The organism is Flagellimonas lutimaris (assembly GCF_003581615.1).
Classification (GTDB): Bacteria; Bacteroidota; Bacteroidia; order Flavobacteriales; family Flavobacteriaceae; genus Flagellimonas; species Flagellimonas lutimaris.
This window is the reverse complement of record NZ_QXFH01000070.1, coordinates 665047-677842: the sequence shown is the minus strand read 5'-3', so window position 1 is coordinate 677842 and position 12796 is coordinate 665047. Positions and strand designations below refer to the sequence as shown.

10 protein-coding genes are annotated in these 12796 nt (G+C 39.0%); 4 read left to right on the top strand and 6 right to left on the bottom strand.

The annotated features are described in order from the left end of the window. Nucleotides 1–16: 16 nt before the first annotated feature. Nucleotides 17–3304: a SusC/RagA family TonB-linked outer membrane protein gene (locus D2V08_RS07470; RefSeq protein WP_119607416.1), complete on the bottom strand. Its 3288-nt coding sequence runs from the start codon at nt 3302–3304 to the stop codon at nt 17–19. A 282-nt stretch (nt 3305–3586) separates the two neighbouring features. Between D2V08_RS07470 and D2V08_RS07465 the strand changes: the two genes are divergently transcribed. Next, on the top strand, nt 3587–4153 hold the full coding sequence (locus D2V08_RS07465) for a helix-turn-helix domain-containing protein (RefSeq protein ID WP_119607415.1): 567 nt from the start codon (nt 3587–3589) through the stop codon (nt 4151–4153). Here D2V08_RS07465 and D2V08_RS07460 read toward each other — a convergent pair whose 3' ends face one another. From D2V08_RS07460 to D2V08_RS07450, 3 genes are read right to left on the bottom strand one after another with little or no spacing between them, the layout of a single operon-like run. Beyond that, nucleotides 4154–4828, bottom strand: coding sequence for a phosphonatase-like hydrolase (locus D2V08_RS07460; RefSeq protein ID WP_119607414.1), 675 nt, complete (start codon nt 4826–4828; stop codon nt 4154–4156). It lies immediately after the preceding gene. Continuing rightward, on the bottom strand, nt 4825–5997 hold the full coding sequence (locus D2V08_RS07455) for a TIGR03364 family FAD-dependent oxidoreductase (protein WP_119607413.1): 1173 nt from the start codon (nt 5995–5997) through the stop codon (nt 4825–4827). Before D2V08_RS07455 ends, D2V08_RS07460 begins: the two co-directional genes overlap by 4 nt. After that, nucleotides 5987–7195, bottom strand: coding sequence for a DUF5690 family protein (locus D2V08_RS07450; RefSeq protein ID WP_220473386.1), 1209 nt, complete (start codon nt 7193–7195; stop codon nt 5987–5989). The genes D2V08_RS07455 and D2V08_RS07450 overlap by 11 nt, the downstream gene beginning before the upstream one ends. A 428-nt stretch (nt 7196–7623) precedes the next feature. On the opposite strand from D2V08_RS07450, the gene D2V08_RS07445 reads away from it, so the two are divergent. After that, complete coding sequence (locus D2V08_RS07445) at nt 7624–9273, top strand: solute:sodium symporter family transporter (RefSeq protein ID WP_119607412.1); 1650 nt, start codon at nt 7624–7626, stop codon at nt 9271–9273. Nucleotides 9274–9324: 51 nt separating this feature from the next. On the opposite strand, the gene D2V08_RS07440 is transcribed toward D2V08_RS07445, so the two are convergent. Both D2V08_RS07440 and D2V08_RS07435 read right to left on the bottom strand, forming a co-directional pair. Then, entirely contained in the window at nt 9325–10014 is a 690-nt protein-coding gene (locus D2V08_RS07440; RefSeq protein ID WP_182835502.1) for a LytR/AlgR family response regulator transcription factor, read from the bottom strand. 4 nt (nt 10015–10018) lie between these two features. Further along, complete coding sequence (locus D2V08_RS07435) at nt 10019–10861, bottom strand: sensor histidine kinase (RefSeq protein ID WP_245980532.1); 843 nt, start codon at nt 10859–10861, stop codon at nt 10019–10021. A 410-nt stretch (nt 10862–11271) separates the two neighbouring features. Between D2V08_RS07435 and D2V08_RS07430 the strand changes: the two genes are divergently transcribed. Both D2V08_RS07430 and D2V08_RS07425 read left to right on the top strand, forming a co-directional pair. Further along, on the top strand, nt 11272–11832 hold the full coding sequence (locus D2V08_RS07430) for a YceI family protein (RefSeq protein WP_119607410.1): 561 nt from the start codon (nt 11272–11274) through the stop codon (nt 11830–11832). Between the two features lie 71 nt (nt 11833–11903). Next, on the top strand, nt 11904–12413 hold the full coding sequence (locus tag D2V08_RS07425; protein WP_119607409.1) for a PepSY domain-containing protein: 510 nt from the start codon (nt 11904–11906) through the stop codon (nt 12411–12413). The last annotated feature ends 383 nt before the right edge of the window (nt 12414–12796 follow it).

Sequence of the window (12796 nt, the reverse complement as noted above, 5' to 3'; positions counted from 1 at the left end):
GTTGTTGTTAACCTGATTAAAATTCTACGTTGATTGCAAATCCTAAACTACGAGTAGTAGGTACTGTGGCATTTTCTACCCCTGGCACATAGCTTCCGCCTCCGAAAGACAATAGTTCTGGGTCACCATGGTTAAAGTCTTTGGCCCACAACCAAAGGTTGGTTCCAATCACAGAAAAGCTTAAGTTTTTAATGTCGTCACCCTTGAACAATTTTGTAGGGAAATCATAGGTCAATCTTGCTTCTCTTAGTTTTATAAAGGTGGCATCGTAAATACCTTCAGTATCGTTACCTCTTCTATATCTATTATTGTGGTATGCATTGGCAGGTACAATAACATCGTTGGTCACATATTGTCCATCTTGCAATTTTACACCATCACCAATTACACCATCGGTCCAAGCAGTACCATTATCATCGGTATAAGAAAGTCCTGAATCTGCAATACCTGGGTGTGGACCTCCATATTCTGGAGAACGCCCCCAAAGTGTTTCCACTACGTTACCAGAAGTGGCGGCAATCAGACGGGTTCTAGAAAGCAACTCCCCACCTTGTCTCCAATCGAGCAAGAAATTAAGGGAAAGGTTTTTGTAGGTAATGGTATTGTTCCATCCCAACGTAAAGTCTGGATTAAAGTTTCCAACCTTTCTCAAGGTATTGTCTTGTTGAACAAGACCTTCGTTAAAGATTACATCACCGTAGTATGGGCTATTTTCATCTTCCACTTTCACCAATCCAGTTCCCCACATATCGCCAAGGGAGCCTCCTTCTTCAGCGACAAGAGAAATACCATTTCCTCCATATTGGTATCTTTCAACACCATCGGCCAATTCCAAAACCTTGTTTCGGTTCAATCCAAAATTGAAAGAGGTATTCCAGTTAAAACTCTGATTGGAAACTGGGTTGGCACTTAACATAATCTCCAAACCTTGGTTTCTAATTTTACCTGCATTAATGGTCCTTGCTGTTTTACCCGATGTGATGGGCAAATCAATGTCCAAAATCTGGTTTTTGGATACCGAGTTATAATAAGTGGCATCCAAGGATAGTTTATTATTGAAGAACCTTAAATCGGTTCCAAACTCGTAAGAAGTCTGAATCTCCGGTTTCAAATCAAAGTTTGGCAATGTATTGGAAGGACTCGCCGTAGGGTTATCACCAACAGGGGTTCCCAACGCATAATAATCCGAAAGCCTATAGGCATCGGTATCACTACCAACTTGTGCCCAACCTCCTCTTAGTTTCGCAAAGCTTAGCACATCCTGACCGCTAAAATCAAATAGATCGGATAACACCACACTTAAGGAAGCGGATGGATAGAAATAGGAGTTGTTTTGCTCTGGCAATGTAGAAGACCAGTCGTTACGGGCAGTTAGGTCCAAGTAAATACTGCTGTTCCATCCCAATTGAGCAAAAGCATACAAAGAATTGATTTGCTTCTCTGGTCGGCTTGTGCGCTGCACCAAGGCTCCATCCACGTTAGAGAAAGAATAAATGCCTGGAATCAACAGCTTGTTGGCCATTAAGGAATTGAAATGGTTTTTCTGTACCATTCTGTTTCCACCGACATTGGCATTGACCTTGAACTTATCGGTAACATCCTTGTCATAGGTCAACAAGAAGTCCAAGTTGGTTTCCTGAAAATTGATTTTATCTTCCCTGAACTGTCCGTTAGGAAAACGTTGCGTGGAATAGGCTCTTTTTATGGTTCTATATTCAGAGAAGAAATCACGACCTCCCCTTACCATAAATTTGAAATCATCACTGATATCATAGGTTGCAGAAAGGTTTCCTATGATTCTGTCCTTAGCTAAACCATTGGTATTCTCATACATGGTGAAGTAAGGGTTATCGTGATAGTTATAGTTGTAGTTATACTGTTGGAATCCTTCCAGACCATCTTGCCAGTAGTTTCTTAAACTATTGACATTGACTTGTTGACCCCACCAAATGAACAGATACATTACAGATTCGGTACCATATCCATTTACATGACGGTTATCGGAATCTGACCGTATATAATTGATTTTGGAGGACACCTTTAATCTATCTGTAATCTGATAGTCTCCAGAAGCAGAAATAGTGTTTCTTTTGATATCGGTATTGGGAACAATACCCTTATTGTCCAAGTTGGTATAGCTCACTCTGTAGTTTCCATTGTCATTGGAACCAAAAAATGAAACTGTGTTGATCAGAGTTCTACCGGTTTCCATGAATTCTTCGGCTGGATTTCCACCATATACAAATGGTATAGGTGTAATGGTACCTCTTCGGTCCAAATCAACACCGGAAGACCCCAATATATAATCCAATCCGTGAACATCACCACCACGAAGTCCGTTTGATGTAGGAGAATCGTGCTGAGCACGTAAAGTTCCATCTAATAATGGACCCCAAGATTCATCTACACCATCGTAGGTTCCGCTTCCGTAACCATCCACAAATTGAAAGTCAAAGTTTTTACCTTGACCATATACTCCTTGATATTCCGGAGCTTTTAAAACACTTTCAAAAGTAGTTTTGGAGCTAAAGCTAATTCCTCCTTTACGTCCTTTACCTGACTTTGTTGTAATAATGACCGCCCCGTTGGCAGCTCTGGAACCGTAAAGTGCTGTTGCGTTCGCACCTTTTAATACAGAGATGGACTCTACATCATCCGGGTTGATTTCGGCAGCACCGTTACCGTAGTCCAAATTCATGTTGGAAGCACCTCCCAACGTATTGGTTCTGGTATCGGTATTGTTATTAATTGGAATACCGTCCACTATAAATAGTGGCTGGTTGTCTCCCTGCATGGAAGAATATCCCCTTATCACTACAGAAGATGATTGACCAGGTCCGGTTCCGTTTGTCACCACTTGAACACCAGCTGTTCTGCCCGATAATGTACTCACCGTATTGGTACTGGTTGATTGCGAAATTTCTTCGCCACCCACTTTTTGAACAGAATAACCCAAGGATTCCTCATCCCTAGTAATGTTCAAGGCGGTTACCACAACCTCTTCCAATTGTTGTGAATCCGGTTGCAACATGATTGTTGCGGTACTTTTTCCAGACGTATCCAAATCTTGTGGTACGTACCCTATATAGGAAACCACCAAAATCTCCCCACCTTGCGGAAGTTCAATTTCGAAATTTCCATCAAAGTCTGTGGCCACTCCAGTGGACCCTCCTTTAACAACTACCGATGCACCAGGCAACGGTACGCTGTTTTCGTCTACTACCTTTCCTGAAAAGGTGACTTGCGAATAGCTAATTATACTTACGGTAAAAGCAAGTAAAAATGCTACAATCGATTTTTTCATTTGTTGAGTATTTGTAAAACTTGGTTAATTATTTATCAACAAATATCCAACACATGGGTTAAGACAGCCCTTCAAATAGATTAAAAAAATGATACGGAAAGGTTAAAAGAAATAGCCTAATGTTAGGTAAACATTATTTACAAATACTCAATTTTTATAAAACCTTGTCAACTTTGATTTTAACAAGATATCCTAGTGTTTCAGTGGATTAATGGATTTTTTTATTAATCTTGAAGCATCAAAAAATATTATAAATACTAAAATTCACCAACCTCAATAAAAATGGAAGATTACCTCATCGGTATTGGAAAAAGAATTAAGCAAATTCGTAAGAACAATAAAAAGACCATAAACGATGTTGCCATCAGTGCCGGAGTAACCGCAGGGCTTATTTCCCGTATAGAAAATGGCCGAACCATTCCTTCATTGCCAGTTTTTTTGAAAATAGTTGGGGCCTTGGAAACGGAAATGACAGATTTTTTTGATGGTATCCCAAAGGCCAATGGACATAATTTTTTGGTCACCCGTAAAGATGAGCAATCCGTTATAGAAAAGGAAGACGAAGCTGTTGGGTTCTCATACAACTACATTTTTGGAAAACAATTGAACTCCGTAGGTTTTGAAAGTGTGCTTTTGGAAGTGCAACCTAACTCGGAACGCGATAAGGTAGTAACCGATGCTTTTGAGTTCAAATATATTTTAACTGGAGAATGCTATTATGAGATAGGCGATCAAGAAGTGCTGCTAAAAGAAGGGGATTCCATTTTTTTTGATGGTAGAATCCCCCATGTACCTATTAATAAAGGAAAAGTTCCCTCTAAAATGTTGGTGGTCTATTTCTTTATATAATCAAGGAAACAATACTTTGGCCAAATCAGCTAGCGAATCCAATATTAAGTTGGGTTCTGCTGTTGCCAATTGTTCGCGGGTCTGAGCCCCTGTCAATACACCTATTGTCCATCCGCAGTTGGCATTTTTACCCTCTTCAATATCAATAACCGAGTCACCGGCCTTCAAAACATTTTCTGATTCTGATATTTTGAACATCTCCATAGCCTTGTCAATCATTTCAGAAGATGGTCTTCCTTTTACCACATCATCCGCAGTAATCAAGGCATCAATTTGTTCGCCTGGAACCCAACCCAATTTATTTAAAAGTGATTTTGCTGTTTTATGGTCGTAACCCGTGTTAAGTACCACCTTCACACTTTTGGATTTCAATAGTTCAAAGAGTTCCTCCACACCATCATAAGTGGTTACATCCAAATTGGCGTAGGCCTCTTCCAACATCTCTTTAAAATCTTCAAAAACTGCATTGGCGTCGACCCCTGTTGTTTTGGTTTCCTTCAATATATCGGCAATGGCCTTGAACTTTTCCTTACCAGCACCAAACTCCAGTACCGTATCCAGAGAAACCTCAACTCCGTGTTTGGCCAAAGCGGCCTTAACGGTTTTATACACCACATTGTCTTCGTTTACCGTGGTTCCCGCCATATCAAAAACGGCCAATTCTATTCTTGTCATAATTTGATTTTCTGTGTATTAAATATAGTCGCAATATTCTTCTTCGAGAACCCGGCACTGCCCGTCATTCCCTTTCCACCGATTCCCGTTACAATATGAATATTGTCTTCAATGGTTTTTTGAAAAATATCGCTGTTCTTGCATTGTGAGTACATCCCGTACCACCTTTTCTGGATTTGATAGGTGGGCAGGTCTATTATTTTCTTGGCCTCCTCGATCATAAAATTATCGATATCCATATCCAGGTCATAACCAAGATCTTCAATTTTGTTGGCATCGGCATATTGATGGGAATCCCCCAAAATTACCGAGCCGTCGGCCGCTTGTTTAAAAAGAATATGCACGCCCCATTTCTTTTGAAGGCTATCTTTGGGCTCATTTTTCTTGACATTTGTAAATGATGGACATTCGTGAAATGCTTCATATCGTCTAATGGACCATCCTGTAAGAATTGAACCTTTCAATTCATAATTTTCCTGTGGCTTGGTCTGCATCATCTGCAATTTGGAAACCTCAAGGTCACTCGACAAAAAAGTCTCCGGATATAAATTTTTAAAATCACTTCCGTTGCAAACAATCACCTTTCTACCAAACACATGTTCGTTTTTGGTGTTCCGAACTGCCACCCACTCCCTAGTGGATTCACAAGAAACCACGGGGAAATCAAACTTGATATCCAACCCTTTTTGGGCAACCAAATATTCCTGAAGCCTATGAATCATTGTTCTAGGTTCCACGGTAACTTCCTCGGGAAAAAACAGCCCCGCCACCACATAATCTTTTCGTAGCCCAGGATATTTTTCCAAACACTCTTGCTTAGTTAGCATTTTGGATGCGTAGTCGTTTCCACTATTTATAGCCCTAAGCTCTACTAGTAGTTGCTCCTCTTCCTCGTTGGAGGCCAAGTACACCGTTCCATTCTGACGGATGCTGATATCAAACTTTGACTGGATCTCCTTATAGATTCTAAGACTCTCACGACCATATTTTTGCCATTTGGTGTTCATGCCCGAAGGCACCACTTGTCCAAAATTTTGGGTGGTCGCTCCTTTGGGGTACGCATCTTTTTCTACCAAGCATACTTTTAGTCCAAGTTCAAGTGCGTGGTAGGCATGAAAAGTCCCCAAAATGCCACCACCAATTATGACGGCATCATATTTATTGTCCATATTCCAATTGCTTATTAAGTTGTTCCGACTTGCGGCGTGCCGCAAAGTGTAGAAATAAAATTACCGTGCTACAAATCCCGATAAAGGCAACAGCATAGGTCCCATATACAAAGAAGTTGAGCCAAGATAAGTTGGCCTGTCCAAAGTTTTTATACAACAAGACCAGAACACTGCCCACATACCCGAAGGCATCGGCGATATAAATAAGAAAACCCGAATTTCCTTTTACCTTAAACGTGGCAATAAAACGATCAAAAAAGAGGCAATTGAATGGTACATAACAAATGTAAAGTCCAAAACCTGTGGATACCATCCATATGAATGGGTCTAAAATTCCCAATTGAAACATGGCCGTACTTGCGGCCAAAACCAGTGTCCCCAATAAAAGCAGCGCATGATACGTCAAAAGGGCTTTAAAGTTGTCCTTAATATAGAAAATGGCACCAATGATCAACAGTACCACAATAGCGATAATTATTTCAGAAGTTGAAAAAACAGAAGCATCACCTTGGTAACCTATACTGTCCCAAAGTTCTCGTGCAAAATTGTCCCTGAAATCTCTAAAGGCAGTCAAAAAAGTATAGAACAACACAATTAAGAGCAATGGGAAAAAGAACTTTTTTATCAAGTTTTTTCTATCCATGGCAGTCATGGGAATCCGTTCTGTCCGGTTGGCAATATCCTCTTCCGTAGGTGGTGGCACCCGCTGTAAAAGATAGGAGCAAATCAAAAGTGGTATAAAAAATAGAGCCCCGGTTACGGAGGGCATCCAAAATTCACTCACCCCCCAGGAATTCATCACATAAAGCCCCACTGATTTTACCACCCCACTCGAAACAATAAAACTCGCAGAAAGCACTACCCCTAATATATCTGTGAACCGTCTTCCTTCGATATAAGAAAACACGATTCCCCAAATCATCCCTAATGGAAAACCGTTGAGGAACATAAACGGAATATTGTACGGTGCCGGTACCCAAGCAAAGAGCAACAGGGATATCTCAGCTAGTACAATCAACGAAATTAAATAGAATAACCTGCGGTTTGGTTTTAATTCTGATATAACTTTTATCCCGACAAATTTGGAAAGCGCATAGCCCAAAACCTGAGCAATAACAAGCAGTATTTTGTAATCCATTCCCATAAAGGCCAAGCCCTCAAAAGTAGCTACAGAGAAAGGCTTTCTAAAAGCGTACATACAAAAGTAAGTGCCAAAAGCAGCAAGAGAAGCATGCAGAACAAATAGTAAACCCGGTCGCTTTTGGACCACACTTTTATCAATCAATGTTTACAAATAATAAAATTATGTTTCAAATTACTCAAATTTATAAGAAAGTAGCCGCAACTTTTAGTTTAAATTATTGTTAGCACTTAATTATGCTTTACAAGTGTTTCATTAACATCAAAATTTTTAAATCCCTAAAACCTACTTTAAATTGTTGTGTTTACAGCTTCCCCTCTTATTTCGGAAAAATCAAGTTATATTAGCGTTAACAGAAATTAAAATATACGCTTCAAATTAGGTTTTTAAAAGGCATTTATTCCTGTCCATTTTGAAGATTTTTCTGTGCACAACCAACTAAACAAACTGTTTTGGTATTAAGCCGGAACATCAAATTTTAATTTATGGCACTTATTTCCTTTTTAGGATTCACACTTTTAGTAGGAATAATATCCTGGTGGTCGGTTAGAAAAACAGACGAGACATCATCCGATGGCTATTTTTTGGGCGGCAGAAGCCTTACCGCAGGAGTCATTGCTGGCTCATTGCTGTTAACAAACCTTTCTACCGAACAAATAGTTGGACTTAATGGAAGTGCCTACAAAGATGGGCTTTCTGTAATGGCATGGGAAACCTTGGCTGCACTGGCCATAGTGGTTACGGCCCTATTTTTACTCCCACGTTACTTAAAGGGCGGATTAACCACTGTACCCCAGTTTTTGGCCAAACGGTTCGATGTCACCACTAAGACGATAACCTCTGGATTGTTTCTTACAGGTTATGTGGTGGTGCTTCTTCCTGTAATTTTATATTCCGGCTCTGTTGCCATTAGTGGCATGTTCAATGTACCTGAACTACTTGGAGTTTCAGATTCCACTGCTTTGGTTATCTGTATCTGGGGAATTGGTATTATAGGCTCTATATACGCCGTTTTTGGAGGATTGAAGGCGGTCGCCGTTTCGGATAGTATTAACGCAGTCGGACTCATTATAGGTGGTATTCTAATACCCGTTTTTGGTTTGATGGCCATAGGGGATGGAAGTGTTTTTGGAGGATTGGAGACCTTAATGGCCGCTAATCCGGAACGTTTTGATTCTACGGGAAACCCTGGACAAGAAGTGCCCTTTTCAACCATTTTTACCGGAATGATGCTAGTTCAGCTTTTCTATTGGGGAACCAACCAACAAATTATTCAACGGGGACTGGGAGCCAAAAACCTTGCTGAAGGTCAAAAAGGACTTTTGTTGGCGGCCTTTTTAAAGATTTTAGGGCCTATTATCTTGGTATTGCCTGGAATGATTGCCTACTATTATTTTGAGGGAGGATTAGCAAGTAGTGACCTTGCCTATCCAGAATTGGTAAGGGCCGTACTGCCCAAACCTTTGATGGGCTTCTTTGCTGCGGTACTTTTTGGGGCTATCCTGAGTTCCTTTAATAGTGTACTCAATAGTTCTGTAACCTTATTTGGAATAGATATCTACAAACAACATATCAATAAGAATGCCCCGGAAATGACTGTAGTAAAATACGGTAAGGTCTTCGGTGTATGTTTGGCGCTTGCAGCAATGTTTATTGCTCCACTAATTGCCAATGCAGGAAGTTTGTTCAACTATCTACAAGAAATCAACGGTATTTATAGCATCCCAATTTTTACCATTATTGTAGTTGGGTATCTTACCAAAAGAGTTCCTGCCATTGCAGCCAAAATCGGTATTCTTTCAGGTTCTGTTCTTTATATCATCAGTCAGTTTATTATTGGCCCTAAAATGGTGGCCAATGCACTGGCCGAAGCTAAGGCAAATGGAATTACCGACCCTGTTGAACTAAATTTGGTCGAAGCAGGTGCATATCCGCACTATCTTCACGTAATGGCCATATTGTTCATTTCCAATATCATCATTATGCTTACTATTGGAAAATTCTATCCTCGAAAAGAGCCTTTCCAGCTTGAATATACCAAACAGGTCTCTATAGAGCCTTGGAAGCATGTGAAAATTGCAAGTGGGTTTATCGCTTTTGTTGTAATCGCCATCTACATCTATTTCGCGAAGTAGACCAATGGACAAATCATTAATAAAAGCCCAGAACTTTTCTGGGCTTTTTTATTACAATATGCTTTTTAAGAAGCTGTCTTTGTAAGCCCTTCCCATGGGTATTTTAGCTCCATTGATCAAGAGTACCAAGTTACCGGAAATCCTGTCAATCTTCTTGGTGTTAATAATGTGAGATTTATGTATCTGATAAAATTGATTGCCCCCTAAAACCTCAACCCAATGTCGAAGAGACTCATTGGAAAGTATCTTTTTGTCTTCCAAATGGATTTCGGTATAATCAGAATCTGATGTAATCTTGAAAATATCGTTTACCAAAACCTTGATATGCTCATGACTAGATTTTACATAGATTTCTGTCAGGGAAGCACTATCATTTTTGAATACTATTTGCTCGTGTTTGCCATTCACTTTATTTATAGCCTGCAAAAATCGTTGGAAAGAAAATGGTTTCAATAGGTAATCCACAACATTTAGATCGTACCCTTCCAAAGCATATTCGGAAAATGCTGTGGTTAAAATAACATGGGGCGGGTCCGGAATACTTTTTAAGAAATCCAACCCATTAATTTTTGGTAGGTGGATATCCAAGAACATTAAATCCACAGATTCCTCGTTTAAGAATTCCAATGCACTTAATCCGTCAGAAAACAACTCCACCAATTCCAAAGTAGGAACATCTTGAATAAATTTTTTTAAGATTCGCTGTGCTGGCGGTTGATCTTCAACAATAATACACCTCATCACCTTATACTTTTTCCAATTCCAGCTTTAAGTATACTTTATAACTATTATCGGCTTCTTCAATTTGTAAAATATGCTTTTTAGGATATAGTAGCTCTAACCGTTTTTTCACATTCGTCAAGCCTATTCCCTTGGCAACGCTGTCCAAACTGAACCCTGGTTCATAATTGTTTTTACAAAGAAACTCCAAAGTAGAGTTGTTCAGTTTTACGGATATATCAATTTCTATATCAGAAGATTGACCCGATTGACTATGTTTGAAAGCATTCTCGATAAATACAATCAAAATTAAGGGCGCAATCCTATACTCTGCTTCAATCTTGTCCACATCAAAATGAACCTCTCCCCTATCTTCTATCTGCAGTTTGTACAATCGAATAAAGTTGCCCAACTGCTCCAATTCCTTCTTTAAAGGTACAAACTGTTCTTTGGATTCGTATAACATATATCGCAGAACACCGCTCATTTCCAGAATAATTTCAGGAGTTTTCGGTGATTCTTGCAATGCGTAAGAATAAAGATTGTTCAGGTTGTTGAACAAAAAATGGGGATTTATCTGGCTTCTTAAAAATTGTAATTCACTTTCTTGTATGGTTGTCTCAAGCTCATCTATCTGAGCCTGTTTTTTTAAGGCATCCCAGCCAAATTTACAGCCTGAAAGAATAAACATTACCGGCAAAGTTCCCAATAGGGACACATAAACACCTGGAAAGGTATCCCCTCTCTTTGTTCCCGCGAATATAATGGGTTCCAATACCACTTCTTCTATCGTAATAACCGCCACTACTACCAGAGCGGAACCTAAGAAAAATTGCCAATACTTTTTCTTATACAAATATTTAGGCATCAGATAGTATGTTATGGTAAGCGTGGCAATACTGTAGAATAAAAGGAAAATAGCCCTATGTCCCACTATGCTCCCAGTATTTCTATTAAAAGAAAAAAACAGGAGTACCAGTATATGCAGTACTATTTGAAAAAGAAGTTCCTTTTTAGAAATCAAAACTATGTGATTAATAATGTCAAAACTATATATAAAAGTCATTTAAAAGAAAATCAGCTTTATAAACAACCATATTTACCCTGTAAACGACATTTTATACAAGCATTCTATATAATCTATTGGTTGATTGGGTATTAACCTATGTCGTTCATGGAAAAAATTTATGATTTAATCCCTGATTGATAATATTTGATTTCGTAACCTAAAAAAGGATTTTGAAAAGCATTAATGCAAACACTTTAAATCACACAATCATGAAAAAAACATTATTTACACTGGCGTTTCTAACTACTTTGATGGTTGCAGCCCAATCTACATGGAAATCGGATGGGGCGCACTCCAAAGTAGGTTTTGCCATCACCCACTTGATGATCTCGGAAGTAGAAGGACATTTTAGTGAATTTGATATTACGGCCACAGCTACCGATACTTTTGACGATGCTGAATTTTCCGTTGACATTAAAACAGTAAGTATAGACACCGACAACGATAGACGTGACGACCATTTGAGAAGCCCGGATTTTTTTGACGCCGAAAAATATCCTTCCATCACTTTTAAGAGCAACCGTTTTGAAAAAACAGGAGATAAAACCTTTAAGCTCACTGGTGATCTTACCATGCACGGAGTCACAAAAACAGTTTCATTGGAAGGAAAAGTAAACGGAATCATCACCGACCAACGCAGCCAAAAATTAAAAGCTGGTTTAAAATTAACGGGGACCATCAATAGATTGGAATTTGGTGTAGGCGGAGACACTGCCTCGTTGGGGGATGATGTGGAAATGACGATTAACCTCGAGATGTCACAACAATAAAAATAGATTAATATCTTTACCTCGAAGAAAGGCCTAGTAGCCTTTCTTCCTTATTTTATACAATCTTAACCATGGGAAGAAAATCAGAAAATACCTTTAGGGAATTCCACCGTTACCTTGGATTCTTTTTGGCCGGAATTATGGCCGTTTACGCCATTAGTGGTATCGTACTTACATTTAGGACAACGGATTTTTTGAAAAGTGAATACGAAGTAAATACCACCCTTGAAGCTAATTTAAACGAGGAAGCCTTGGGCTCTGCTTTGAGAAAGCGTGGGTTTAAGGTGGACAAAACAGAAGGTGACCTACTATATTTTACAGGGGGAACCTATAATGTAAAGACTGGTGAAGCTTCTTACACAGAAAAACGTTTGCCCGCAGTTTTGGAAAGCATGAACAAACTGCATAAGATGCATACCGGTAACCCGCTGTTCTGGCTGGGTATTTTCTTTGGAATTGCTTTGTTATTCTTTGCGGTTTCTGCCTTTTTTATGTTTCGACCCAGTGCCCCTATCTATAAAAAAGGATTGTATTTTGCTGCCGCCGGTTTTCTGTTGACGATAGTGCTTTTATTGGTTTAAGACAAGTACCCTATAAATGAGAAAACCCAAAAAAACAGGGGAAAATACCAAATAGAATTAAACTGATTATTCAATCTTATATATTCTAATTAACAATAAATGTTAGGTTTTAAAATATCCATTACCGTACAAGGTAAATGCTACGAAGAATATTGTGAATATTAGAATAGCTATGGTTGTATAAATTTGCTGCTTTTTATTTTTCATAGTGTTGGTTTAGTTGAGAAACAAAAATAAGATAAACGATGTCTTATAAGACGTTTTTTATCGTTTTTTCTTACGCATGTATTTATAAACCAATAGCACAGCCACTCTTTTCCATTAAGGTCCTTAACCTAAGAGCATTAGTAATAGCAGTTATAAACTTAATGGGTAACCTATGT